This is a genomic window from Stenotrophomonas sp. GD03819 (assembly GCF_029841665.1).
Lineage (GTDB): Bacteria > Pseudomonadota > Gammaproteobacteria > Xanthomonadales > Xanthomonadaceae > Stenotrophomonas > Stenotrophomonas geniculata.
The window spans coordinates 99,726-123,209 of the sequence record NZ_JAOCEW010000005.1 but is presented as its reverse complement, the minus strand read 5'-3'; the positions used below and the strand labels follow the sequence as shown (position 1 = coordinate 123,209).

The 23,484-nt window shown below is 64.8% G+C and carries 21 protein-coding genes and 12 tRNA genes; 27 read left to right on the top strand and 6 right to left on the bottom strand.

Annotation, left to right across the window (positions count from 1 at the left end; genetic code table 11):
* The first annotated feature begins 38 nt into the window (after positions 1–38).
* From N5D45_RS04770 to N5D45_RS04755, 4 genes are all read left to right on the top strand, one after another.
* Positions 39–1,043 (top strand): isocitrate dehydrogenase, encoded by a 1,005-nt coding sequence (locus N5D45_RS04770; RefSeq protein WP_049412684.1) that lies wholly within the window; start codon positions 39–41, stop codon positions 1,041–1,043.
* Positions 1,044–1,243: 200 nt separating this feature from the next.
* A complete protein-coding gene (locus tag N5D45_RS04765) occupies positions 1,244–1,987 on the top strand; it encodes a cysteine hydrolase (protein ID WP_125437321.1) in 744 nt (247 codons plus the stop codon).
* 52 nt (positions 1,988–2,039) lie between these two features.
* Complete coding sequence (locus N5D45_RS04760) at positions 2,040–2,948, top strand: LysR family transcriptional regulator (RefSeq protein ID WP_197656947.1); 909 nt, start codon at positions 2,040–2,042, stop codon at positions 2,946–2,948.
* Positions 2,949–2,973: 25 nt separating this feature from the next.
* Entirely contained in the window at positions 2,974–3,723 is a 750-nt protein-coding gene (locus N5D45_RS04755) for a sulfite exporter TauE/SafE family protein (protein ID WP_197656946.1), read from the top strand.
* Positions 3,724–3,783: 60 nt separating this feature from the next.
* On the opposite strand, the gene N5D45_RS04750 is transcribed toward N5D45_RS04755, so the two are convergent.
* Complete coding sequence (locus N5D45_RS04750) at positions 3,784–4,542, bottom strand: Bax inhibitor-1/YccA family protein (RefSeq protein ID WP_126929896.1); 759 nt, start codon at positions 4,540–4,542, stop codon at positions 3,784–3,786.
* A 180-nt stretch (positions 4,543–4,722) separates the two neighbouring features.
* Here N5D45_RS04750 and N5D45_RS04745 point away from each other — a divergent pair.
* A tRNA-Pro gene (locus N5D45_RS04745) sits at positions 4,723–4,799 on the top strand.
* A gap of 39 nt (positions 4,800–4,838) precedes the next feature.
* Positions 4,839–4,915, top strand: a tRNA-Arg gene (locus tag N5D45_RS04740).
* A gap of 325 nt (positions 4,916–5,240) precedes the next feature.
* Here N5D45_RS04740 and N5D45_RS04735 read toward each other — a convergent pair.
* Together N5D45_RS04735 and N5D45_RS04730 are read right to left on the bottom strand one after the other, a co-directional pair.
* A complete protein-coding gene (locus N5D45_RS04735; protein ID WP_279938499.1) occupies positions 5,241–5,729 on the bottom strand; it encodes a hypothetical protein in 489 nt (162 codons plus the stop codon).
* Positions 5,730–5,738: 9 nt separating this feature from the next.
* On the bottom strand, positions 5,739–6,659 hold the full coding sequence (locus tag N5D45_RS04730) for a hypothetical protein (RefSeq protein ID WP_049454898.1): 921 nt from the start codon (positions 6,657–6,659) through the stop codon (positions 5,739–5,741).
* Between the two features lie 269 nt (positions 6,660–6,928).
* On the opposite strand from N5D45_RS04730, the gene N5D45_RS04725 reads away from it, so the two are divergent.
* The 17 genes from N5D45_RS04725 to N5D45_RS04645 all read left to right on the top strand — a co-directional run bounded on the left by N5D45_RS04725 (position 6,929) and on the right by N5D45_RS04645 (position 18,427).
* The gene (locus N5D45_RS04725) at positions 6,929–7,315 is read left to right on the top strand and encodes a hypothetical protein (protein ID WP_197657331.1); all 387 of its coding nucleotides are present in this window, start codon (positions 6,929–6,931) and stop codon (positions 7,313–7,315) included.
* A gap of 168 nt (positions 7,316–7,483) precedes the next feature.
* Positions 7,484–7,560 (top strand) — tRNA-His (locus N5D45_RS04720).
* A gap of 79 nt (positions 7,561–7,639) precedes the next feature.
* Positions 7,640–7,715 (top strand) — tRNA-Lys (locus N5D45_RS04715).
* A 197-nt stretch (positions 7,716–7,912) separates the two neighbouring features.
* Positions 7,913–7,988 (top strand) — tRNA-Lys (locus N5D45_RS04710).
* Positions 7,989–8,380: 392 nt separating this feature from the next.
* On the top strand, positions 8,381–8,689 hold the full coding sequence (locus N5D45_RS04705) for a hypothetical protein (RefSeq protein WP_197657330.1): 309 nt from the start codon (positions 8,381–8,383) through the stop codon (positions 8,687–8,689).
* 129 nt (positions 8,690–8,818) lie between these two features.
* A tRNA-Leu gene (locus N5D45_RS04700) sits at positions 8,819–8,903 on the top strand.
* A 190-nt stretch (positions 8,904–9,093) separates the two neighbouring features.
* Complete coding sequence (gene tig, locus N5D45_RS04695; RefSeq protein ID WP_010483893.1) at positions 9,094–10,389, top strand: trigger factor; 1,296 nt, start codon at positions 9,094–9,096, stop codon at positions 10,387–10,389.
* Between the two features lie 76 nt (positions 10,390–10,465).
* Positions 10,466–11,092, top strand: coding sequence for an ATP-dependent Clp endopeptidase proteolytic subunit ClpP (gene clpP, locus N5D45_RS04690; RefSeq protein ID WP_279938498.1), 627 nt, complete (start codon positions 10,466–10,468; stop codon positions 11,090–11,092).
* 126 nt (positions 11,093–11,218) lie between these two features.
* A complete protein-coding gene (clpX, locus tag N5D45_RS04685) occupies positions 11,219–12,508 on the top strand; it encodes an ATP-dependent Clp protease ATP-binding subunit ClpX (RefSeq protein WP_032129320.1) in 1,290 nt (429 codons plus the stop codon).
* 142 nt (positions 12,509–12,650) lie between these two features.
* Positions 12,651–15,104, top strand: coding sequence for an endopeptidase La (gene lon, locus N5D45_RS04680; protein ID WP_053442573.1), 2,454 nt, complete (start codon positions 12,651–12,653; stop codon positions 15,102–15,104).
* Positions 15,105–15,321: 217 nt separating this feature from the next.
* Positions 15,322–15,594 (top strand): HU family DNA-binding protein, encoded by a 273-nt coding sequence (locus tag N5D45_RS04675; protein WP_004146343.1) that lies wholly within the window; start codon positions 15,322–15,324, stop codon positions 15,592–15,594.
* A gap of 11 nt (positions 15,595–15,605) precedes the next feature.
* Positions 15,606–15,680, top strand: a tRNA-Val gene (locus N5D45_RS04670).
* 26 nt (positions 15,681–15,706) lie between these two features.
* Positions 15,707–15,783, top strand: a tRNA-Asp gene (locus tag N5D45_RS04665).
* A gap of 83 nt (positions 15,784–15,866) precedes the next feature.
* Positions 15,867–15,943 (top strand) — tRNA-Asp (locus N5D45_RS04660).
* Between the two features lie 87 nt (positions 15,944–16,030).
* Positions 16,031–16,107, top strand: a tRNA-Asp gene (locus N5D45_RS04655).
* Positions 16,108–16,213: 106 nt separating this feature from the next.
* Positions 16,214–16,290: transfer RNA gene (locus N5D45_RS04650), tRNA-Asp, on the top strand.
* A 181-nt stretch (positions 16,291–16,471) separates the two neighbouring features.
* Positions 16,472–18,427 carry a peptidyl-prolyl cis-trans isomerase gene (locus tag N5D45_RS04645; RefSeq protein ID WP_019336553.1) on the top strand — a complete coding sequence of 652 codons (1,956 nt, stop codon included), beginning with the start codon at positions 16,472–16,474 and terminating at the stop codon, positions 18,425–18,427.
* A gap of 197 nt (positions 18,428–18,624) precedes the next feature.
* On the opposite strand, the gene N5D45_RS04640 is transcribed toward N5D45_RS04645, so the two are convergent.
* Both N5D45_RS04640 and gloB read right to left on the bottom strand, forming a co-directional pair.
* On the bottom strand, positions 18,625–19,824 hold the full coding sequence (locus N5D45_RS04640) for a lytic transglycosylase domain-containing protein (RefSeq protein WP_164191837.1): 1,200 nt from the start codon (positions 19,822–19,824) through the stop codon (positions 18,625–18,627).
* On the bottom strand, positions 19,821–20,585 hold the full coding sequence (gene gloB / locus N5D45_RS04635; RefSeq protein ID WP_019336552.1) for a hydroxyacylglutathione hydrolase: 765 nt from the start codon (positions 20,583–20,585) through the stop codon (positions 19,821–19,823). The genes N5D45_RS04640 and gloB overlap by 4 nt, the downstream gene beginning before the upstream one ends.
* A gap of 11 nt (positions 20,586–20,596) precedes the next feature.
* On the opposite strand from gloB, the gene N5D45_RS04630 reads away from it, so the two are divergent.
* The 3 genes from N5D45_RS04630 to dnaQ are packed head-to-tail and all read left to right on the top strand — an operon-like array spanning position 20,597 to position 22,443.
* The gene (locus N5D45_RS04630) at positions 20,597–21,241 is read left to right on the top strand and encodes a methyltransferase domain-containing protein (RefSeq protein ID WP_010483877.1); all 645 of its coding nucleotides are present in this window, start codon (positions 20,597–20,599) and stop codon (positions 21,239–21,241) included.
* A 13-nt stretch (positions 21,242–21,254) separates the two neighbouring features.
* Positions 21,255–21,707, top strand: coding sequence for a ribonuclease HI (gene rnhA, locus N5D45_RS04625; RefSeq protein ID WP_010483875.1), 453 nt, complete (start codon positions 21,255–21,257; stop codon positions 21,705–21,707).
* Positions 21,708–21,711: 4 nt separating this feature from the next.
* Positions 21,712–22,443 carry a DNA polymerase III subunit epsilon gene (gene dnaQ / locus N5D45_RS04620; protein ID WP_019336550.1) on the top strand — a complete coding sequence of 244 codons (732 nt, stop codon included), beginning with the start codon at positions 21,712–21,714 and terminating at the stop codon, positions 22,441–22,443.
* A gap of 62 nt (positions 22,444–22,505) precedes the next feature.
* Here the strand turns inward: dnaQ and N5D45_RS04615 are convergent, their stop codons facing one another.
* Positions 22,506–23,210: a protein phosphatase 2C domain-containing protein gene (locus N5D45_RS04615; protein WP_010483871.1), complete on the bottom strand. Its 705-nt coding sequence runs from the start codon at positions 23,208–23,210 to the stop codon at positions 22,506–22,508.
* 166 nt (positions 23,211–23,376) lie between these two features.
* Between N5D45_RS04615 and N5D45_RS04610 the strand changes: the two genes are divergently transcribed.
* Positions 23,377–23,467 (top strand) — tRNA-Ser (locus N5D45_RS04610).
* Positions 23,468–23,484 lie beyond the last annotated feature (17 nt).

Here is a 23,484-nt window from a genome sequence, read left to right as displayed (position 1 = left end):
CCGGACGGCGTTTTTCCCCCTGTTCGGAACATCGATCAATGACGCAGAAAATTACGGTCATCCGCGGCGACGGCATTGGCCCGGAAATCATGGACGCCACCCTGTTCGTGCTCGACCAGCTCAAGACTGGCCTGGAGTACGAAGACGCCGACGCCGGCCTGGTGGCCCTGGAAAAGCACGGCGACCTGATGCCGGCGGTGACCCTGGAATCGATCGCGCGCAACAAGGTCGCGCTGAAGAGCCCGCTGACCACCCCGGTCGGTGGTGGTTTCACCTCGATCAACGTCAGCCTGCGCCGTCACTTCGACCTGTACGCCAACGTGCGTCCGGCCCACACCTTCCCGAACACCAAGTCGCGTTTCGACAACGTCGACCTGATCACCGTTCGTGAGAACACCGAAGGTGCGTACCTGGCCGAAGGCCAGGAAGTGTCGGCCGACGGCGAGACCGCCTTCTCCGGCACCCGCATCACCCGCAAGGGCTCCGAGCGCATCGTGCGCTACGCCTTCGAGCTGGCCAAGAGCACCGGCCGCAAGAAGGTCACCGCCGTGCACAAGGCCAACATCATCAAGTCGACCTCGGGCCTGTTCCTGAATGTCGCCCGTGAAGTGGCCGCGCAGTATCCGGACATCGAATTCCAGGAAATGATCGTCGACAACTGCTGCATGCAGCTGGTGATGCGTCCGGAACAGTTCGACGTGATCGTCACCACCAACCTGTTCGGCGACATCATCTCCGACCTGTGTGCCGGCCTCGTCGGCGGCCTGGGCCTGGCCCCGGGTGCCAACATCGGCAAGGACGCGGCGATCTTCGAAGCCGTGCACGGCACCGCGCCGGACATCGCCGGCCAGGGCAAGGCCAATCCGTGTGCGCTGCTGCTGGCAGCCGCGCAGATGCTGGACCACGTCGGCCAGCCGGAAAACGCCGCGCGCCTGCGCAAGGCCATTGTGGCGACCATGGAAGCCAAGGACTCGCTGACCGGCGACCTGGGCGGCACCGGCACCACCATGAGCTTCGCCAAGGCCATCGCCAGCCGCCTGTAAGCGGCCGGTCGGCCTCGGTTGGATCCCAGCGGGGCGCCTTCGGGCGCCCCGTTGCGTTTTCCGGTAGATCCACGCCATGCGTGGATGACGGAATGATCGGTTGTGCGGGTTTCGCACAGGTCATGTGCCCCGGCACGGCTGGTTCGTGCGCCAATCGCTCCGCATCCTGTGCCCCACACCCACCGCACAGGAACCCTCCCATGAACCTCACCGCCTTCGGCCTGGCCAGCCTGATCGGCATGGCCGCCACCGCCCCGGTCGCTGCCGCCGAACCGTCCCATCCCACCATCCGCCACATGGCCGGCGCGCCGGTCGCGGCCTCGCTGGATGCAGCGAAGACCGCCGTGCTGGTGATCGACTTCCAGAACGAATACTTCGATGCCAGCGCCGCGCCCGGCTTTGCTGGTGGCCGCATGGTCATTCCCGATGGCGTGGCCGCACTGCGCCAGGCCAGGCGGGTGGTCGAGTTCGCCGATACTCACGGCATCCGCGTGATCCACGTGCAGCATGTGTTGCCGGCCGGTGCACCGCTGTTCGCGCAGGGCAGCGTCAATGCCGCCTTCCATCGCGACCTGCAGCCGCGCAAGGGTGAGACCGTGGTGCAGAAGGACAATGTCAGCGTGTTCGCTGGCAACTCGGCCGCGATGCTCGACACGGTCCTGAAGGATGCCGGCATCGACACCCTGATCGTCACCGGCCTGCAGACCCATGCCTGTGTGGCCGGTGCTGCGCGCGACGCGGCGGCGGCACCGCGCGGCTACCGGGTGATCGTATCGTCCGATGCCAGCGCCAGCCGCGACCTGGACCTGGCCAGTGGCCAGCGCATCGATCATCGCGCGCTGCATGACGCCTCGCTGGCGCAGATCGAAGACGCCTTCGGTGATGTCATGAACACCGACGCGATCCTGGCGCTGCCGGTGCGCAAGGCCGGCGACGGCGCTTGATAAGCTGGTGGGCCCGCATGCCGTGGGCCCCGTCACCTGGAGTCGCTCGCCGATGGATCACTTCGCCGCCCTGCGTGCGCTGCGCGCCATCGTCGACGCAGGCAGTTTCACCGCTGCGGCTGAACGCCTGGGCACGACCCACTCGGCGATGTCACGGCAACTGCGGCAGCTGGAAGATCACCTGCAGGTTCGCCTGCTCGATCGCAACAGTCGGCGGCTGTCGTTGACCGAAGCCGGGCGCGACTATCACCGGGAGGCCGGCGTGCTGCTCGATCGCCTGCAGGAAGCGGACGACCGCGCGCGCGCCGGGCAGGCGCAGCCCAGTGGCGCCGTACGCATCAGCGTGCCGCAGGTGGTCGCCAGCCAGGAGCTGCCCCAGTGGCTGCCGTCGTTCCTGCAGCGCTACCCGCAGGTCTCGCTGGACCTGTCGGCCGATGATCAACTGGTCGATGTCGTCGGTGGTGGCTTTGACCTGGCGCTGCGTATCGCGGCCTCGCTGCCGGACAGCCAGCTGGTCGCGCGCGAACTGGCCAGGTGCCCGCGCATCCTGGTCGCTGCACCGGCCTATCTGGCGCATCATGGTCTGCCGCGTCAGGCATCGGATCTGGCGCAGCACACGCTGCTGGGCTTCAGTCCCACGCCGTCAATGCCGCCCTGGCAGTTGCAGGGGCCGCGCGGTGCCAGTGCGAGCATCGAGGCCGGGCAACGCCTGCGCGTGGATGCGACGCCGGCGCTGTATGCCGCCGCGCTGGCGGGAATGGGCATCAGCCTGTTCACCGCACTGACGGTGCAGGAAGACCTGCGCGCCGGTCGTTTGATCCGTGTGTTGCCGGCCTGGCATGCGGGACAGCGACGCTACTTCGCGCTGTATCCACATGCGCGTGCGCTTGCTCCCAAGGTGCGTGCGCTGGTCGAGCACCTTGCGGCGCACTACGCTGCGCAGGTGGGCGCGGCAGGGTAGTCGCGCGGCTGCAACCGAGGTGGTGATGGAGTCGGTGTATCTGCTGGTCGCGCTGGGCGCGATCGTCGCCGGATTCGTGCAGGGCCTGTCCGGCTTCGCCTTTGGCATGGTGGCGATGTCGTTCTGGGCATGGGGACTGGAGCCGCGGCTGGCGGCGACGCTGTCGGTGTTTGGTGCGCTGGTCGGTCAGCTGGTGGCGGTGTTCACCGTGCGCCGTGGCTTCAACCTGCGCCTGTTGCTGCCCTTCGTCTTGGGCGGGCTGGCCGGCATTCCGCTGGGCGTGATGGTGCTGCCGCAGCTGGACATGGACTGGTTCAAGGCGCTGCTGGGCGGCTTCCTGGCGCTGTGGTGCCCGGTGATGCTGATGGCGCGCTCGTTGCCTCCGGTCCGCGTCGGCGGCCGTATCGGTGATGCGATCGCTGGCATGGCCGGTGGCGTGCTCAGTGGCATTGGCGGCTTTGCCGGGCCGGTGCCGACGTTGTGGAGCACCCTGCGAGGCTTCGGCAAGGACGAACAGCGCGCGGTCATCCAGAACTTCAACCTGGCGATGCTGGCGGTGACCATGGCCACCTATGTCGGCAGCGGCCTGGTCAGCCGGCAGATGCTGCCGTATTTCGCCATCGTGGCACCGGCCATGCTGGTGCCGACCCTGCTGGGTGCAAGGGTCTACATCGGCATCAGCGAGGCGCGCTTCCGGCAGCTCGTGCTGGGCCTGCTGACCGCGTCAGGCATCGCGTTGCTGGTATCGTCGCTGCCGGTGCTGCTGGCGCGCTGAGGGAGGAACGACAAAGGGCGCCACGAAGGGCGCCCTTTGTCGTCTATTGCATGTTGCGGCTCAGCGCTGCTGGATTTTCGACAGCAGGCGCAGGAATTCAACGTACAGCCAGACCAGGGTCACCATCAGGCCGAATGCGCCATACCACTCCATGTACTTCGGTGCACGCTGGGCGACACCGGTCTCGATGAAGTCGAAGTCCAGCACCAGATTCAGCGCGGCCACGACCACCACGAACAGGCTGAAGGCGATGCCCAGCCAGCTGGAGTCATGGATCACCGGCACGTCGATGTTGAAGAAGCCCAGCACGAACGACGCCAGGTAGAGCAGGGCGATGCCGCCAGTGGCCGCGACCACGCCCATCTTGAAGTTCTCGGTGGCCTTGATCAGGCCGCTGCGGTACGCGAACAGCAGCGCGAACAGAGTGCCGAAGGTCAGCAGCACGGCCTGGAACACGATGCCCGGGAATTTGGCGTTGAACACGGCCGAGATGGCGCCGAGGAACAGGCCTTCCACCAGCGCGTACATCGGCGCGGTGACCGGCGACCATTCCTTCTTGAAAACGGTGATCAGCGCCAGCACCAGGCCGCCGATGGCGCCGCCCATGGCATACAGCCTGGCACCGGGCAAAACCTGACCGTAGTCGTCGATGGTCTGGTTCCAGGCGAAAGCGGCCGTCAGCACGGTCAACAGCAGCAGGAAACCGGTCTTGTTGACGGTGCCGTTGAGGGTCATTGCCTGGTCGGGGCTGGTCACCACCGAGCCGCTGGCGAGGTCGAGGAAGGTGGACTCGGAAAGAGCCGGGTTGCCGCTGCGCATGCGCGTTCTCCGTGCGAATGAGGGTCTGGACGGCCATCCGGCCGATGGGCGTGAGCATAGCCGATGACTGCTTTCGGCGTTGTGGCAGGCGCCGGATCTGTACATCCTGCGTTGACAGTTCCCAATGCGCTTGGCGACAATGACCAACTCCCCGGGCATGGCCCGAGGGGATTGCAAGACCGGGGTATAGCGCAGTCTGGTAGCGCGCCTGCTTTGGGAGCAGGATGTCGGGGGTTCGAATCCCTCTACCCCGACCAATCCCACATCACGTCGGATTGGACACCGTTCCGGTTCGGGCGCCCGTAGCTCAACTGGATAGAGCACCGGCCTTCTAAGCCGGCGGTTACAGGTTCGATTCCTGTCGGGCGCGCCATTGGAATCAATGGTTTATGAACTCACGCCCGCGAACATCGGTTCCCATTCGATGGCTGGGCAATCCTGGGTGGCGAGCGTTCCACCTTCCTCTTTTCCGATGAAAGATGCCCTTTGCCTGGGGTGCAGTCGCACGGCGTGATGCCAGGCGGGTTGCGGTGAACCTGCGTCTGGCGATGATCGGCTCACTCCGCAGGTGCTTGAGCAGCGCCGCCTGGGTTGGGGCAATGTGCCCGGCAACGAAAAAAGCCAGCGCTATGCGCTGGCCTTTCCCAAGTCGCGATGGTCGCGATGGAAGCACTCTGGTCGAGTGCGCCCTGGATGGATCACATCTGTTCCAGTTCGCCCACCCGGACCTTGCCGCCACCGCAGTTGCCGTGGCAGCCGCCGCTGATCGGGCCGCTGCCACCGCCGCCGCCGCCACCACCACCGCCGCCACCACCACCGCCCCGGGAGTTGGGCGGGAGGACGGTCGAAATCACTTCGCCGGAGTCGAAACCTGCACCTCGCCACGTGTAGTTGACGCAGGAAATACCGTTGCAGACGGTCAGGACATCGCCGGTCTGGACTCGCGTCTGGGCTGTCCAGACGGTGGTCCGGCCGTCATTGAGCTTCTGGACCTCTTGGGAAAGCTGCTGGTTGGTCACCGGATCGGGATACGGGGTTGCCAGCGTGCATCCGGCGGTGCAGTTGATGACGCCAGGAAGCTTTTTCGCTTGAAGGCTCCCGGCTGCCATGAACAGCAGCACGCCTGCAATGGCGGGAATGGAGTTTCTACCAAGCGAAGGGATAATCCCAATCAGTCTAGCTTTCACAATAGGTCCTTATCGTGGGATGCAACAGTTCTTGAAGATTTCGTTCGATGAAATGCGGGCTTTCTCTTTCTCTTGGCTGCTCAGGTTTTTCTCATGGTTGGCAATGTCAGTGGTGGTGGCAAAACGTGGGTCCAGCCGGTTGAGGACGCGGGTGTACGCCAGGGCGGCAACGGGATCCGCAGGAACGATGCCGCCATACGTGTAGGCCATCGCCATGTCGCTGATGACATTGACGTTCCCTTGTGATTCCAGTTCGCGCAGATATCCGGTGGCGGTGTCCTTCCACGCCTCGAGCGCCGCGGGATCACGGATTGCGTCATCAAGCGAACCGATGACTTTCTCCGGCGATCGCGAGTAAGCGCGCATCGCTTCCTGCGAGCCCATGGCGGCGGCCTTCGAAAGCCAATCGGCGTGATAGATGTCCTGATCCAGAGCCAGCGACTCGCACTCTTTGAGGATTCGTTCCGATCGCTCCAGGAACCAGTTGCCGGACCCGACCGTGGTGGCTGAATCCGCCAGCTTGTCAGCGCGATCCGAGATGAAGGTCTGGCACTGCTCGATGGTTCGATAGATTTCGTAGGTTGCCGTGGCATCTCCGGATTCGGAGCGCAGCATCAGTTGCTTGACGTGGGCGAGCGCGTCACCGGGAGGCCGGAACTCATTGCCTCTTACGATCTCGTAGGCTTTGGGGCCCACCGCCTTGTACGAGCCCGGCGGGATCTTGTTGTCCCGCTCCAGCCTCTGCGCGGCCGCCGCACCTGACGCCGGAAGCTGCCTTCCCTGGTCGGGCCTTTCATCAAGGCTGCCACTGTTCCCGGATTCCTCTGCCGTGGCATCGGCAGCTGGCTGCTGCCGGTAGCCGTACATTGCAACGGCTGCCACTGCCAGCACCGCTGCCAGCGTGACGAATCCGATTAGCCGCTTGCTCATCTATTGATCTCACCTTCATTGCAGGAACCGGCATGGTTGCAAACGTGCGCCTCGCGTTCCATGTCCTGCAGCTAACGTTGTATGAATGGATCTCCCCCATTCCCGTTTGAGATTCATTCACGATTCGTTCACCAATCGTTCACGCCGTCGGGAGTGCGTCCGACCATGGCGAGCTGTTTGCCTGCACCTGACCTTCGGCGCAGGCGGCACGCACCTTCTGGCGCTCGGCATGAGATGCAGTTTGGAAAGGCGCGGGAGAGGTAGAGCAGGTGCTGGCCGAAGTGCATCGTCTGCGCAGTTGCCAACGGCGGCTTGCCCTGTACTGCGGCGGTGTCACCTCGCTGGCGTTGACTGGCCTGCTGACGGGGGCGACGGACCAACGCAGTGCGTCGATCGACGTGATCGAAACGATGTTGCAGATGGACAGCGGCGGCCGATGTTCTCGGCCTAAAGCGCTTGCACGCGCAGGTGTGCAAGCCATTGCCCGTCGTGTGTTTCCTGGCAGGACGCAGTCGCACAATGCGATGTTTCAGCTGCTCGACGGAGCGGGCCAGCCGCGCCAGCAGTTGCAGGTCACGCCGAAGGGGGAGGCCACGCTGTCATTCCTGGACGAGCATGGGGACGCCGTGCGTGTGATCTCGGCGGAGCAGCTCTGATCTCCTGTTCCGGCCCCTGCACATCAATGTGAAGAAGTGCTTGCAATTCCTTCGCGACTCCCGGAAAATGCCGGACTCGCTTCGGGGGACGGACTTCTGGTTCCGCCCGGTAGCAAAGCATCAAGTTCCAACGTCAGCCTCATCGGCGGTGGAGCGAAAGTTTCAGTGGTGGCTGTAGCTCAGTTGGTTAGAGTACCGGATTGTGATTCCGGTGGTCGGGGGTTCGAATCCCCTCAGCCACCCCACTGATTCAACCGCATCGGCGCAGCCGAAACGGTATTGCAATAAACAGAAAGCACGCTACAATGTGCGTCTGAGTTTCACGGGCCGTTAGCTCAGTTGGTAGAGCAGTTGACTCTTAATCAATAGGTCCAAGGTTCGAATCCTTGACGGCCCACCAAGGCAGAAGCCACCTGGTACCCCAGGTGGCTTTTTTCTTATAGGTGTGACTCCCATCGTTTCGATGGGGCACGCGTTGCAGAACCCGCTCGGCGCGGATCTGCAGCAGCAGCGGGACCGCAGTGCTGGTTTCAACCACGTTGAAAAAAGTGCTTGCACCCACCGAGCGGATCGGGTCATAATTCGCGCCCCGATTTCGGGCTGTTAGCTCAGTTGGTAGAGCAGTTGACTCTTAATCAATAGGTCCAAGGTTCGAATCCTTGACAGCCCACCAGACGAAAGCCACTTGGTTCGCCAAGTGGCTTTTTTCTTGCCTGTTCGCCGGGTGGCGTCTGCAGATACCAGCGGTGCTGGCTGGAGTGGAGCCCCCTTGAGTCAAGGGGGCGCGGCGAAGCCGCGGGGATGTGGGGGCTGGTGAAGTGGGGCTGCGGCGCGAATGCGCAGCAGCTTCCCCTTGGTTCGCCAAGTGGCTTTTTTCTTGCCTGTTCGCCGGGTGGCGTTTCATCCGCGCATGGCGTGGATCTACTGAAGCGATGCTGAAATCAGGGGCATACGCGTCATCAGTGTTTTCAATGCTGTGCGCTGCTTCTCACCGCGCTGCGCCCTTCATCGCACCCAATGGATCTTCCGCGCCGAGAGCGCATGCATGTACGAAGGAAGATCCTGATGGCCGATATGAAACGACTGCGCCGGGGGCTGTGGGTTTCATTTGCGTTGCTGGTGTTGGTGGCCTGCGCGCCGGAACGTGATCCGGCGCAGACCGTGGAGCGCGATGCAGGTACAGGGGCGGTTCCGGCGCGCCCGGTCGGTGACGCCATGCAGATGCAGCCGGCGCAGCCGGTGGAGGGTGAAGCGGCGCCGGAGGCGATGGAGCTGCGTCGCGCCGACGAGGGTGGCGTGGATATCCGCAAGGTGGATGTGGCGGCCGGGCAGGGCGCTGACGCACCTGCGTCCCCTGCCGAGGCGAAGCACTGAGTCGCTGCCGTCCCGAACGGTCGCAGGACCTTCGGGGCGGGCAATGAGCACATGGCTGTCATGTTCAGTTTTGTGCAGGCCTTCCGATTCCCGCCGTCGCCTGCGACAATGAATGCCTGAGCCGGCCACGCGAAAGTGGCGGAATTGGTAGACGCCCTGGATTTAGGTTCCAGTGCCGCAAGGCGTGGGGGTTCGAGTCCCCCCTTTCGCACCAGTGCCGGCCTGTCCCCGCCCTGATCGGGCCATCTGCGCCCCCCTTGACCGGCACGCGCTGGCAGTGCAGGCCGAATTGGGCGAAACTAAAGGGCTGCGGCAAGCAGGCGCGTCCCAGACGTCGTGTCCTTACAACCGTTTCATCCCAATCATCGAGCCGGGGGCGTGGGCCACCGGTGGCAGGAGTCAACATGCAAGCTTCGATCGAATCCACCGGCAACCTGGAACGCCGCCTGAGCTTCTCGCTGCCGGAAGAGCGTCTGCAGAGCCACATCGTCGGCCGCCTGGGCGAAATCGCCCGTACCACCCGCATCAAGGGTTTCCGTCCGGGCAAGGTGCCGGCCAAGGTGATCGAGCAGCGCTTCGGCGCGCAGGTCCGTGGTGAGGCGCTGGACGGCCTGCTGCGCGAAACCTTCGACGCGGCCGTGCGCGAGCACGACCTGCGCATCGTCGGCAGCCCGCGCATCGACAAGGGCGACGAGGGTGAGTTCTCCTTCGTGGCCACCGTGGAAGTGGTGCCGGACTTCGGCGACATCGACGTCAGCAAGCTGACCGTCGTGCGCCATACCGCCGAGATCACCGACGCCGACATCGACCAGATGATCGAGAACCTGCAGAACCAGCGTCGTACCTGGGCCCCGGTCAGCCGTGGCGCGCAGGACGGTGACCTGGTCGCGGTGGAAACTTGGTCGCAGGCCGGCGAAGAGCGCCTGCCGGCCGAAGGCACCGAGAAGGGTTCGATCGTGCTCGGCCAGGGCATGATGTTCGAGACCATCGAAAAGGGCCTGGTCGGCCTGGCCAAGGGTGAAGAGAAGACCCTGGACGTCGAGTTCCCGGCTGACTGGCGCGTGCCGGTGCTGGCCGGCAAGACCGTGCAGGTCACCGTCAAGGTTGCCGAAGTCTCCGAGCCGGTCGTGCCGGCGGTCGACGAAGCCTTCATCAAGAGCTTCGGCGTGAAGGGCGGCGACGTGGAGCAGTTCCGCAGCGACATCCGCGCCAACCTGGAGCGCGAGCTGAAGGGTGCCCTGATGAACCGCCTGCGCCGCGAGGTCGGCGAGCAGCTGATCGCCGCCTATTCCTCGGTGGAAATGCCGCCGCGCCTGGTCGAGAACGAAGCCCGCGCCATGCTGGCCCAGCAGGTCGAGCAGATCCGCCGCAACGGCCAGAACGTTGGCGAGATCCCGGCCGATGCCCACGAAGGCTTCAAGGAAGCGGCCGCCAAGCGCGTGCTGGTCGGCCTGCTGGTCGGTGAAGTGGCCCGCATCAACGACCTGCGCCTGGAAGCCAAGCGCCTGAACGAAACGATGCGTCTGATCGCTTCGACCTACGAAGAGCCGGAGCAGGTCATTGAGATGTACCGCAATGACCCCCAGCTGATGTCTGGCCTGCAGAACCGTGTGATGGAAGAGCAGGTGATCGACTGGATCGCCGAGCGTGCCCAGCACACCGAAGAGAAGCTGTCGTTCCAGGACGCGATCCGCCAGTAAGCCCGGGCGGATCACCGGATGCCCCGCGCCTTTGCCGGCGCGGGGTTGTTGCCCCCCAAGATAGGTACCTCACGTAATGGACAACCGAACCAAAGCCCTGAACCTGGTTCCGATGGTGGTCGAGCAGACCAGCCGCGGCGAGCGTGCCTACGACATCTATTCGCGCCTGTTGAGGGAGCGCCTGATCTTCCTCGTGGGCCCGATCGACGATCACATGGCCAACGTGGTGGTGGCGCAGTTGCTGTTCCTGGAATCGGAGAACCCGGAAAAGGACATCAACATCTACATCAACTCGCCGGGTGGCGTGGTCACCGCCGGCATGGCGATCTACGACACCATGCAGTACATCAAGCCGAATGTGAGCACCACCTGCATCGGCCAGGCTGCCTCGATGGGCGCCCTGCTGCTGGCCGCAGGCGAAGCCGGCAAGCGCTATGCGCTGCCGAACTCGCGTGTGATGATCCACCAGCCGTTGGGCGGCTACCAGGGCCAGGCCACCGACATCGACATCCACGCACGTGAGATCCTGACCCTGCGTTCGCGCCTGAACGAGGTGCTGGCCAAGCACACCGGCCAGTCGCTGGAGACGATCGCGCGTGACACCGAGCGCGACAACTTCAAGAGCGCCTTCGAGGCGCAGGCCTACGGTCTGGTCGACCAGGTCCTGGAGCGTCGTCCGGATGAGTCGATCCAGGCCGGCTGACCGGCCTTCACGGGGCCATGGAGGCCCCGTTCCTGCAGGGTCGGGCGGGACTGGTGTCCCCTCGGCCCTGTGCTATTCTCGAATCGAACCCCCGTTCAGCGGGTGGGGTAACTGGGTAAGCGAAGCATGAGCGAAGACCGCCAAGGTCGTTCCACGGACACCGGCAAGATCCTCTACTGCTCTTTCTGCGGCAAGAGCCAGCATGAAGTGCGCAAGCTGATTGCGGGTCCGAGCGTGTTCATCTGTGATGAATGCGTGGAGCTGTGCAACGACATCATCCGCGAGGAACTTGAGGAAAAGGCCCAGTCGGCGCGCAGTTCGCTGCCGAAGCCGCGCGAGATCCTCGAGGTGCTCGACCAGTACGTGATCGGCCAGAACCGCGCCAAGCGCACCCTGGCCGTGGCCGTGTACAACCACTACAAGCGCATCGAGAGCCGGCAGAAGAACGACGACGTCGAACTGGCGAAGTCGAACATCCTGCTGGTCGGCCCGACCGGTTCGGGCAAGACGCTGCTGGCCGAGACCCTGGCCCGCCTGCTCAACGTGCCGTTCACCATGGCCGACGCCACCACGCTGACCGAAGCCGGTTACGTGGGCGAGGACGTGGAGAACATCATCCAGAAGCTGCTGCAGAAGTGCGACTACGACGTCGAGAAGGCGCAGCAGGGCATTGTCTACATCGATGAAATCGACAAGATCTCGCGCAAGAGCGAGAACCCGTCGATCACCCGCGATGTGTCCGGCGAAGGCGTGCAGCAGGCCCTGCTGAAGCTGATCGAAGGTACCGTGGCCAGCGTTCCGCCGCAGGGCGGCCGCAAGCATCCGCAGCAGGAATTCCTGCAGGTGGACACCAAGAACATCCTGTTCATCTGCGGCGGCGCGTTCGCCGGGCTGGACAAGGTGATCCAGGCCCGTTCCACCGACGTCGGCAGCATCGGCTTCGGCGCCAAGGTGAAGAGCAGCGAGCGCAAGCAGGAAGTGGGCAAGGTGCTGGCCGAAGTCGAGCCGGAAGACCTGATCAAGTTCGGCCTGATCCCCGAGTTCGTCGGCCGCCTGCCGGTGGTGGCGACCCTGGAGGAGCTGGACGAGCCGGCCCTGATCAGGATCCTGACCGAGCCGAAGAACGCCATCACCAAGCAGTTCAAGAAGCTGTTCGAGATGGAGAACGTCGAACTGGAGTTCCGTCCGGACGCGTTGTCGGCCATCGCCCGCAAGGCGCTCAAGCGCAAGACCGGCGCCCGTGGCCTGCGCACCATCGTCGAATCGGTCCTGCTGGACACCATGTACGACCTGCCGTCGCAGGAAAACGTCAGCAAGGTGGTGGTGGACGAATCGGTGATCGAGCACAAGTCCGAGCCGTACCTGATCTACCAGACCCCGGCGGCCCCTGAACAGAAGGCCGCAGGCGCTGAGTGATCCTTCCAGGTTGTTGATTGGAAAGGATTTTCAAGGAATGCCTTGCATCTGAAAGCCGATGGCCCCATAACGGGGCCATCGGCTTTTTTTGTCTCCGGAAGATGCCCTCCCGGAGGCGGTTTTCCCCTTCCCTGGAGCCCCCATGGCCCGTTCCCCAAGTGAAACCCTCGACCTGCCGGTCCTGCCGCTGCGCGACGTAGTGGTGTTCCCGCACATGGTCATCCCGCTGTTCGTCGGCCGTGACAAGTCCATGCACGCGCTCGAACAGGCAATGGAGGCGGACAAGCGCATCCTGCTGCTGGCGCAGAAGTCGGCCGAGACCGATGACCCGCATGCGGCCGATCTCTACCAGGTCGGTACGCTGGCGCAGGTGCTGCAACTGCTGAAGCTGCCCGACGGCACCATCAAGGTGCTGGTCGAAGGCCTGTCGCGCGTGCAGGTCACCCACGTCGACGAGCGCAACGGCTCGCTGCATGGGCAGGCGGTGGAAATTGACGCCACCGACGAGCGCGAAGCGCGCGAGGTCGAGGCGATCGCCCGCTCGCTGATGTCGCTGTTCGAGCAGTACGTCAAGACCAACCGCAAGCTGCCGCCGGAACTGCTGCAGACGCTGTCGGGCATCGATGAGCCGGCGCGCCTGGCCGACACCATCGCCGCGCACATCAGCGTGCGCCTGGCCGACAAGCAGCGCCTGCTGGAAACGCTGGCCGTCGGCGATCGCCTGGAGATGCTGGTCGGCCTGGTCGATGGCGAGATCGACGTGCAGCAGATGGAAAAGCGCATCCGCGGCCGCGTGAAGTCGCAGATGGAGAAGAGCCAGCGCGAGTACTACCTCAACGAACAGATGAAGGCCATCCAGAAGGAACTGGGTGACCTGGACGACGCGCCGGGCGAGCTGGAAGAGCTGGCCCGCAAGATCGCCGAAGCCGGCATGCCGAAGGCCGTTGAAGCCAAGGCACGCAACGAACTGAACAAGCTCAAGCAGATGTCGCCGATGTCGGCCGAAGCCGCGGTCGTGCGCAACTACCTGGAGTGGCTGCTGGGCGTGCCGTGGAAGAAGCGCAGCAAGGTGCGCAAGGACCTGAAGGTGGCGCAGGACACCCTCGATGCCGATCACTACGGCCTGGAGAAGGTCAAGGAGCGCATCCTTGAGTACCTGGCGGTGCAGTCGCGCGTGAAGCAGATGAAGGGCCCGATCCTGTGCCTGGTCGGGCCGCCGGGCGTGGGCAAGACCTCGCTGGGCCAGTCCATCGCCAAGGCCACCAACCGCAAGTTCGTGCGCATGTCGCTGGGCGGCGTGCGTGACGAGGCCGAGATCCGTGGCCACCGTCGTACCTACGTCGGTTCGATGCCGGGCCGCATCGTGCAGAACCTCAACAAGGTCGGCAGCAAGAACCCGCTGTTCGTGCTCGACGAGATCGACAAGATGTCGATGGACTTCCGTGGCGATCCGTCTTCGGCGCTGCTGGAAGTGCTCGACCCGGAGCAGAACAACGCGTTCAACGACCACTATCTGGAAGTGGACCTGGACCTGTCCGAAGTGATGTTCGTGGCCACCTCGAACTCGCTCAATATTCCGGGCCCGTTGCTGGACCGCATGGAAGTGATCCGCATCCCCGGCTACACCGAGGATGAGAAGCTCAACATCGCCACCCGCTACCTGGTGCCCAAGCAGATCAAGGCCAACGGCCTGCAGCCGGAAGAGCTGGAGATCGGCAGTGATGCCATCCAGGACATCGTGCGCTACTACACGCGCGAATCGGGCGTGCGCAACCTGGAACGCGAGATCGCCAAGATCTGCCGCAAGGTAGTGAAGGAGATAGCACTGGCCGGCCCGCAGCCGGCGGTGAAGGCGAAGAAGGGCACGAAGAAGTCCAAGGCGCTGGTGAGCGTGTCCAGCAAGAACCTGGACAAGTACCTGGGCGTACGTCGTTTCGACTTCGGCCGTGCCGAGGAAGAAAACGAGATCGGCCTGGTCACCGGCCTGGCCTGGACCGAAGTCGGTGGCGATCTGCTGCAGATCGAATCGACGCTCGTGCCGGGCAAGGGCCAGCTGATCCTGACCGGCCAGCTTGGCAACGTGATGAAGGAATCGGCGTCGGCGGCGCTGTCGGTGGTGCGTTCGCGCGCGGTCGGCTTCGGCATCGACAGCGACTTCCTGCAGAAGCACGACGTGCACCTGCACGTGCCCGATGGCGCCACGCCGAAGGACGGCCCGAGCGCCGGCGCGGCGATGGTCACCTCGCTGGTGTCGATGCTGACCAAGGTGCCGGTGCGTGCCGACGTGGCGATGACCGGCGAGATCACCCTGCGGGGTCGCGTCACTGCCATCGGTGGGTTGAAGGAGAAGCTGCTGGCCGCACTGCGTGGCGGCATCCGCACCGTCATCATTCCGGAAGAGAACCGCAAGGACCTTGCAGACATTCCGGCCAACGTCACCCGCGATCTGGAGATCGTGCCGGTGAAGTACATCGAAGAAGTCCTGGACCTGGCGCTGGAGCGTCCGCTGGCACCGAAGAAGGCGCGCAAGAGTGCGCAGCGTGTCACGGTGCGCAGCAAGGCCAAACCGAGTGGAAGCGCGCGCGTCAAGCATTGACGTGCGCTGTCCGATGGCCCGAAACCCGCGTCGTTGCTGGCTTTCCAGCTTGCGTGGGGGTAGGGCCACTGGTATAAAAGCAGCACTCGCGAATGAGTGATCGCTGTCAGCGATGACTGAATCGGCGAACCGTTTCCACATGGCGGCCGCATGCAGAAGGCGTGCGGTTGCTTCCCTGTCGAATAAGCGGAACCCACCGCCAAAGGAGTTGTAGAGAATGAACAAGACCGAATTGATCGATGCCGTTGCTGAAGCTGCCGACCTGACCAAGGCCGAGTCCAGCCGCGCTGTCGATGCCGTCGTTGCTGCCGTCACCAAGGCGCTGAAGGACGGCGATGCGGTCACCCTGGTTGGCTTCGGTACCTTCCAGGTCCGCGACCGTGCTGCCCGCACCGGCCGCAACCCGAAGACCGGCGACACCATCAAGATCGCTGCTTCGAAGAATCCGTCGTTCAAGGCTGGTAAGGCCCTGAAGGATGCTGTAAACTAAGCGGCTCGCTGGGGTGCTTAGCTCAGCGGTAGAGCGTCTCCTTTACACGGAGAGGGTCGGGGGTTCGAAACCCTCAGCACCCACCACAGCACCGCGGTAAAAGTTTGAGTGTGGAGCGGTAGTTCAGCTGGTTAGAATGCTGGCCTGTCACGCCGGAGGTCGCGGGTTCGAGTCCCGTCCGCTCCGCCATTCAACGAGGCCTCCGGCCAAAAGCTGGAGGCTTTGTTTTCTCCCCGGTCCAAGCCAGTGGGAAAACAAAAAAGCAACAATGCGGAGCGGTAGTTCAGCTGGTTAGAATGCTGGCCTGTCACGCCGGAGGTCGCGGGTTCGAGTCCCGTCCGCTCCGCCACTACATCGAGGCCCCCGGCCTGAAGCCGGGGGCCTTGTCTTCTCACCGACAGGTTCGGGAAGAAGGCGAAAAGGTTTTTGCAAGAACGGAGCGGTAGTTCAGCTGGTTAGAATGCTGGCCTGTCACGCCGGAGGTCGCGGGTTCGAGTCCCGTCCGCTCCGCCATTGCAGAATTCTTAAGTCCCTGTGAAAAAACTTTGAAAAAAGTGTTCATCGGGCTGGGTTTCCAGGGAGTCTTCGGATATACTGGGCGCCTGCAAAGTTTCAGCGCGGAGCGGTAGTTCAGCTGGTTAGAATGCTGGCCTGTCACGCCGGAGGTCGCGGGTTCGAGTCCCGTCCGCTCCGCCAACTTTAAAAGCCCTCGGCGCAAGCCGGGGGCTTTTTCTTTGGGCCGTGCCGCAGGCCTGCCGATGTGCTGATGGTGCAGGTCCACGAAGATCGGCGCAGGCCGCGCCGGCGCTGCTTTTGGTCCCTGCGGCGAAGCGGGTTACACTGCCGGGCTCGCCAATCAGGCCTTGTGATTCTCACCATGCTGCAGAAACTCCGCGACAAGACCTCAGGCTGGATCGTCACCGTGATCCTGGGGCTGCTGATGATTCCGTTCCTGTTCGTGATCGACAACAGCTACCTCGGTGGCGTTGGCGCACAGAACGTGGCCAAGGTTTCCGCGCCGCCGACCTGGTGGCGTTCGGCGCCGTCGTGGTGGCCGGTGCGCATGCTGTGGCAGCACCACGAGATCAGTGCGCAGGATTTCCGCACCCGCTTCGAGCAGGAGCGCATGCGCGAGCGCCAGCAGCAGGGTGAGAACTTCGACCCGCGCGCGTTCGAAAGCACTGAAAACAAGATGGCCGTGCTCGATCAGCTGATCGACGAGCAGGTCGTGCGCCTGGTGGGCGAGCAGGCCGGTGTCGTGGTGGGCGACGGTGCGGTGCGCGAGTACATCGCCACCATCCCGGCCTTCCTCGATTCGAACGGCAAGTTCAACGAGAACAACTATCGCCTGGCCCTGGCCGGTGGCAATCCGCCGCGTACGCCCACGCAGTTCCAGGAGCTGGTGCGCGAGAGCCTGCAGCAGTCGGTGATTCCGTCGGGCCTGCAGAATTCGGGCTTCGTCACCCAGGCCGAGACCGAGCGCCTGCTGAAGCTGCTGGGTGAAACCCGCGACGTCGAACTGGCCGCGCTGCCGGAAGTGCCGGCCGATACCGCGCCGGTCACCGACGAACAGATCAAGCAGTGGTATGACAGCCACGGCAAGGATTTCCGCCAGGCCGAAAGCGTGTCGCTGGAATACGTCGAGATCAACGGCGCGAACCTGCCGGCACCGACCGCGGCTGACGAAGCGACCCTTCGCAAGCGCTATGAAGACGAGAAGGCGAAGTTCACCTCGCCGGAACAGCGCCAGGCTGCCCATATCCTGATCACCGGTGACGGCGCCGAAGCCAAGGCGAACAAGATCGCTGCCGAAGCCAAGGCGGCCGGTGCCGACTTCGCTGCACTGGCCAAGGCCAATTCGGAAGACCCGGGTTCAAAGGACCAGGGCGGTGACCTGGGTTGGGTCGAGCGCGGTGCGATGGTCAAGCCGTTCGAAGATGCACTGTTCGCTGCCAAGGCGGGTGACGTGATCGGTCCGGTCAAGACCGACTTCGGCTACCACATCATCAAGGTCGCCGCGGTGCGCGGTGGCGAAGGCAAGTCCTTCGAGGAAGTGCGTGACACGCTGGCTGCCGAGCAGTTGAAGGCCGACGGCGAGCGCGGCTTCAACGAACTGGCCGGCAAGCTGGTCGACGCCATCAACAAGAGCCCGAGCGATCTGGCTGCTGCGGCCAAGGAAGTGAACCTGCCGCTGCAGACCCTGGGCCCGATCACCCGTGCCACTGCCAGTGGCATCGCCGCTGACCCGGCCGTGCTGCGTGCCGCGTTCTCCGACGTGCTGGTGCAGGATGGGACCGCCAGCGACCCGATCGCCCTGGGCGGCGCGACCAACCACAGTGTGGTCATCCGCGTGGCCGCGCACACTCCGGAACAGGCCATGCCGCTGGACAAGGCGCGCGAACAGGTGATCGCCGCGATCCGCGCCGACCGCCAGCGTCAGGCCAGCGACAAGGCCGCCGACGCCGTGCTGGCCAAGCTGAAGGCCGGTGCCACCCTGCAGTCGCTGGCTGCCAGCGAGAAGCTGCAGCTGAGCCCGATGCCAGGCCTGCCGCGCAGCCAGCCGGTGCCGACTCCGGAAATCAACCGCGCGATCTTCAGCGCGCCGGTGCCGGCCGAGGGCAAGCCGAGCTACGGCAAGGTGGATGTCAACGGCCACGCGCTGCTGTTCGCGGTGAACAAGGTCAACCCGGGCGACATCAAGGAAGTGACTGCCGAGCAGCAGAAGCAGCTCAAGGACCAGCTCAGCCAGATCGATGGCATGGCCGCAGCCAAGGCCTACGTCGAGGCGATGCGCAAGAAGTTCGTGATCCAGACCACCGAAGAGAACCTGTAAGCCTCGCGGCGGGCAGGACGAGAAAGGCCCGGCAATGCCGGGCCTTTTTTATTGGGAGCGATGCTGGAAATTGAACTGTAGAGCCGAGCCCATGCTCGGCCTGTCATGAACCCCGGCAGGGCGCGAACATGAAAAAGCCGAGCATGGGCTCGGCTCTACAGGAAGCAGGGCAGGGCGCGGCCGGAACCGCGCCTGCTTCAATCCTCGACGCGCAGTACCGCGCCCGGCTTCAGCACGCTGCTGCCGCTCAGGCCGTTCAGTGACAGCAGCGCCTTCACCGGCATGCCGTAGCGACGGGCGATGGTCCATGCCGACTCGCCATCACGAACGGTGTGGCGGCGGCTGCGCGGGCGGTCGGCGATCGCGGCGACGGTCTTGGCCACCTGCGGCGTCGGCGTGGTCGTGGCAACCGGTGCGGTGCTGGCCACCAGTGTGGTCGCGGTTTCCGTCACAGTCGCATTGGCAGCCGAGACCGGGGCCAGCACCCGGGTGGTTCCAGAGGCGCGGTTGCCGGCAGCCAGGGCCGGGTTGAGGCGGGCGATCCTGGCAGGGTCCAGCGCGCGCTGTGCGGCCCACTGCTGGACGCTGGTGCCGGCCGGCAGGGTGTGGTCCTTCAGCACCGGCACGGTGCGGTCCAGCGAGGCCATCACGCCCGGCTGGTCTTCCACGTCTTCCAGCACGCAGGCCAGGGCATGCAGCTTCTCGACATAGGCATGGGTGACCGGCGACAGGCCCGGCAGGGCTGCCGGCTTGGCGTTCTGCGCGTTCATGCCAGCCTTGCGCATGGACTGCAGTACCCGGTACTCGCCGGCGTTGTAGGCCATGGTGGCCAGGCGCCAGTCGCCGCCGAACATGCCGTGCAGGGTCTTCAGGTAGCGCACCGCGGCCTGGGTGGAATCCACCGCCGACAGACGGCCGTCATAGCCGTTGGCCATCGGCACGCGGTGGTTGCGTGCGGTGGTGGCGATGAACTGCCACAGGCCGGTCGGGCCGCTGCCGTTGCGGGCATTGGGCCGATAGCCGCTTTCCACGAACGGAATCAGCGCGAATTCGGTGGGCAGGTTGGCCTTGCGCAGCTCTTCGACCACATAGCCGAACAGCACCAGCGCATCGTCATCCTGGTTGGCCAGGCGCGAGGGGGCGTGGGCGAACTGCTTCTGCCAGCGCGGGCTGGTGGCCTCGGCATCGCAGCTGGGCTCGGCCAGGCCGTCGCGGAAGCTGGTGAAGATCTCCTGGCCGTTGCGCACCGAAGCGGCGGGCAGCGCTGAAGCGTCCAGCGGCAGGGCCGCGGCAGCGGTCAGGTTCTGGCTGATGCCGGCACCCAGCGACTGCGCGCCCGCGTTCCCGGCCAACCCCAGGGCAAGCCCCAGGGCCAGCGTCAGACTTCGGCGCATCATGCGCGGAAGCCGTCTTTCCAGTGCCGGAGACCGGCCATCACGTCGACGTCGTCCACGACGTCACGGCCCAGGTGTGCCGATACCGACGCACGGATCGGTGCAGCGTGCACACGCAGGAAGGGATTGCAGTCGAATTCGTTGGCCAGGGTTACCGGCAGGGTGGAACGGTCATCGCGGCGCATGGCCAAAGCCTCCTCTTGGCGCTGCCACAAGGCAGCGTTGGCGGGGTCGACATGCCGCGCGAAGACGGCATTTGACACGGTGTACTCATGAGCGCAACAAAGCAGCAGTTGCGCGGGCAGGGCACCCAGCTTGCGCATCGACGCCAGCAGCTGGGACGGCGTACCTTCGAACAGGCGTCCACAGCCCAGGCTGAACAACGAATCTCCGCTGAAAAGATGTTCAGCAGTGTGAAACGCGATGTGGCTGCGGGTATGCCCGGGCACGGATAGTACGTGGAACGTCCGGCCCAATGCCTGAACGCGTTCACCTTCACCGACCCGCTCGGTCGCCGTGGGAATGCGCTCCTCGGCCGGCGCGACGACCCGCACGCCGGGGAATCGCGCCTGCAATGCCGGCACGCCACCGATGTGATCGTCGTGGTGATGGGTGAGCAGGATCGTGTCCACGCGCATGCCCTGATCGGCCAGCGCGAGCACGGGCGCGGCATCACCGGGGTCGACGACCACGGCAGCACCCTCGTCGTCGATCAGCGTCCAGATGTAGTTATCCGCAAATGCGGGCAGGGCAGTCAGTCGCATAGAATTGGACCATGCCCGCGCTGCAGAGTACCCGTCAAGCGAGCCAGACCCCGTGGTTCGACAGTGAACCGGCGGAGGCCTTGCGCGTGCTGGAGCGACAGTTGCTGCTGCCGCAGCTGTCGGTGCTGCCGGCGCAGCCCTGGCTGTGGATCGCGCCGAGTGCGGCCTGGCTGGAGGATGCGCAGCTGGGTGGGCGCGGCCTGCGCCTGTATCGACAGGGGCCGGGCTATGCCGGCGACACCCGCTGCGCGCTGCCGTTGCCGCTGGCCAATGAAAGCGTCAATGCGATCGTGCTGCAGCATGTCACCGCGGCCGACGCTGATCGGCTGCTCGACGAGTGCGAGCGCGTGCTGATGCCGGGCGGCCACCTGTGGCTGAGCAGCCTCAATCCGTTCAGCCCGTACCGCACGCGCTGGCGCCAGCATGGGCTGGTGGTGCGCACGCCGCAGCGGATCCGCCTGCTGCTCGGCCGTCATGGGCTGGAGTGCGACGATATGCGTTACCTGGGCCCGCTCTGGCGCGGTGCGGGCAGCCGTCGTCCCGGAGGTTGGGCACCGCTGCGTGCGGCCTGCCTGTTCCATGCGGAAAAACGCACGCTGGCCCTGCCCGGGCCGAAACCGCTGCCGGTGCGCTGGCACGGCACCGTAGCTACCTGATTCTGGAGTTGTATTGAAAACCATCGAAATCCACACCGACGGTTCCTGCCTTGGCAATCCCGGCCCCGGCGGCTGGGCTGCGCTGCTGCGCTACAAGGGCCACGAGCGTGAGCTGAGCGGTGGCGAGGCGCACACCACCAACAACCGGATGGAGCTGATGGCGGCCATTTCCGGGCTGGAGTCGCTGACCGAGCCGTGCAGCATCGTGCTCTATACCGATTCGCAGTACGTGAGGCAGGGCCTGACCCAGTGGATGCCGGGCTGGATCCGCAAGAACTGGAAGACCGCCGGTGGCGATCCGGTGAAAAACCGCGAGCTGTGGGAGCGCCTGCAGGCGGCCACGCTGCGGCATCAGATCGACTGGCGGTGGGTGAAGGGGCACTCCGGCGACCCCGACAATGAGCGGGTGGATACCCTGGCCCGCAACGCGGCGATCCAGATCCGCGACGCCAGCCCGGTAAACTGAGCCCATGCGTCAGATCATCCTCGATACCGAAACTACCGGCCTGGAGTGGAAGAAGGGCAACCGCATTGTCGAAATCGGCTGCGTGGAGCTGTTCAAGCGCCGCCCGACCGGCAACAACTACCACCAGTACATCAAGCCGGACTGTGAGTTCGAACAGGGCGCGCAGGAAGTCACCGGCCTGACCCTGGAGTTCCTCGATGACAAGCCGGACTTCGCGCAGATCGCCGACGAGTTCCTGGCCTTCATCGATGGCGCCGAACTGATCATCCATAACGCCGCGTTCGACCTCGGCTTCCTCGACAACGAGCTGTCGCTGCTGGGGCCGCAGTACGGGAAGATCACCGACCGCTGCACCGTGATCGATACCCTGGTGATGGCGCGCGAGCGCTTCCCGGGCCAGCGCAATTCGCTGGATGCGCTGTGCAAGCGGCTGGGCGTGGACAACTCGCACCGTGCACTGCACGGCGGCCTGCTCGATGCGCAGATCCTGGGCGACGTCTACATCGCGCTGACCTCGGGCCAGGAGGAAATCGGCTTCGGCCTGAGCGATGACGATGGCGGTGGTGCCGGTGCGGCGCTGCAGGCCTTCGACACCAGCAAGCTGCTGCCGCGCCCGCGCGTGGTGGCCACGCCGTCGGAACTGGAAGCGCATGCCGCGCGACTGGAGCGGCTGCGCAAGAAGGCTGGCCACGCGCTGTGGGATGGCCCGAAGGTGGAAGAGCCCGCCAGCGCATAAACATCCACGCATGGCGTGGATCTACTGTAGAGCCGAGCCCATGCTCGGCTCATGCACCAGGTTCAGTGGCAGCGCACCAGGATGACGCTGATGTTGTCGCGGCCACCGCCGTCGAGCGCGGCCGCGACCAGCGTATCCACGCACTCCTGCGCGCTGGCATCGTCGAAGGCGAGGGTGCGGGCGATGCCGCGGTCGTCCACTTCCTCGGTCAGTCCGTCACTGCACAGCAGCAGCTGCATGCCCGGGCGCAGTTCACCGCTGGTGGTGGCCACGTTCAGATGCGCCGGATCGGTCACGCCCAGCGCCTGGGTGACCACGTTGCGATGCGGATGTGCGCGCGCCTGTTCGGCGGTCAGGTTGCCCTGCGCGACCAGTTCCTGCACCACGCTGTGGTCCTGGCTGAGCTGCGCAAGTTGGCCGTCGCGCCACAGGTAGGCGCGGCTGTCGCCGACCCACGCCACTTCATAGCGATTGCCCTGCACGCGCGCGGCAACCACGGTGGTGCCCATCGGCAGCGTGTCGTTGCGTCGGCGCGAGGCGCGGATGATCTCTTCGTCGGCGGTGCGGATGGCCTGCGCCAGCGGCGCGCCGCGGCGGATCTCGCGCACGATGGTCTCGCGTGCCAGCGCGCTTGCCACTTCGCCGCAGGCGGGTCCGCCCATGCCGTCGGCCACCAGCCACAAGGCCAGCTCGCTGTCACCGTAGTAGGTGTCCTCGTTGAGCTCGCGGCGCATGCCGGGGTGGGTGAGGTGTCCGAATTCGATCATGGGGGGGCTGGGGCGGGGTGTTGCTGGGGAGACAGGCATCATCGGGTGACGGCACGCATCCGGCAAGGCATGCGCTCAGGAAATTTTCACTTCGTTGGCCGGAATGACTTGTCGTCGGCCTCACTTCCTCGTATGATGCGCGTCCCCGGTCCGCCGGGGACCACCCGGAGAGGTGGCAGAGTGGTTGAATGTACCTGACTCGAAATCAGGCAGGCGTTTATAGCGCCTCGGGGGTTCGAATCCCCCCCTCTCCGCCAGATAAAGAAAAAGGGCT

Coding starts and splice junctions, on each gene's coding strand:
- N5D45_RS04770 (WP_049412684.1), top strand. CDS start 39: ATGACGCAGAAAATTACGGTCATCCGCGGCGACGGCATTGGCCCGGAA.
- N5D45_RS04765 (WP_125437321.1), top strand. CDS start 1,244: ATGAACCTCACCGCCTTCGGCCTGGCCAGCCTGATCGGCATGGCCGCC.
- N5D45_RS04760 (WP_197656947.1), top strand. CDS start 2,040: ATGGATCACTTCGCCGCCCTGCGTGCGCTGCGCGCCATCGTCGACGCA.
- N5D45_RS04755 (WP_197656946.1), top strand. CDS start 2,974: ATGGAGTCGGTGTATCTGCTGGTCGCGCTGGGCGCGATCGTCGCCGGA.
- N5D45_RS04750 (WP_126929896.1), bottom strand. CDS start 4,542: ATGCGCAGCGGCAACCCGGCTCTTTCCGAGTCCACCTTCCTCGACCTC.
- N5D45_RS04730 (WP_049454898.1), bottom strand. CDS start 6,659: ATGAGCAAGCGGCTAATCGGATTCGTCACGCTGGCAGCGGTGCTGGCA.
- N5D45_RS04705 (WP_197657330.1), top strand. CDS start 8,381: ATGGCCGATATGAAACGACTGCGCCGGGGGCTGTGGGTTTCATTTGCG.
- tig (WP_010483893.1), top strand. CDS start 9,094: ATGCAAGCTTCGATCGAATCCACCGGCAACCTGGAACGCCGCCTGAGC.
- clpP (WP_279938498.1), top strand. CDS start 10,466: ATGGACAACCGAACCAAAGCCCTGAACCTGGTTCCGATGGTGGTCGAG.
- clpX (WP_032129320.1), top strand. CDS start 11,219: ATGAGCGAAGACCGCCAAGGTCGTTCCACGGACACCGGCAAGATCCTC.
- lon (WP_053442573.1), top strand. CDS start 12,651: ATGGCCCGTTCCCCAAGTGAAACCCTCGACCTGCCGGTCCTGCCGCTG.
- N5D45_RS04675 (WP_004146343.1), top strand. CDS start 15,322: ATGAACAAGACCGAATTGATCGATGCCGTTGCTGAAGCTGCCGACCTG.
- N5D45_RS04645 (WP_019336553.1), top strand. CDS start 16,472: ATGCTGCAGAAACTCCGCGACAAGACCTCAGGCTGGATCGTCACCGTG.
- N5D45_RS04640 (WP_164191837.1), bottom strand. CDS start 19,824: ATGATGCGCCGAAGTCTGACGCTGGCCCTGGGGCTTGCCCTGGGGTTG.
- gloB (WP_019336552.1), bottom strand. CDS start 20,585: ATGCGACTGACTGCCCTGCCCGCATTTGCGGATAACTACATCTGGACG.
- N5D45_RS04630 (WP_010483877.1), top strand. CDS start 20,597: ATGCCCGCGCTGCAGAGTACCCGTCAAGCGAGCCAGACCCCGTGGTTC.
- dnaQ (WP_019336550.1), top strand. CDS start 21,712: ATGCGTCAGATCATCCTCGATACCGAAACTACCGGCCTGGAGTGGAAG.
- N5D45_RS04615 (WP_010483871.1), bottom strand. CDS start 23,210: ATGATCGAATTCGGACACCTCACCCACCCCGGCATGCGCCGCGAGCTC.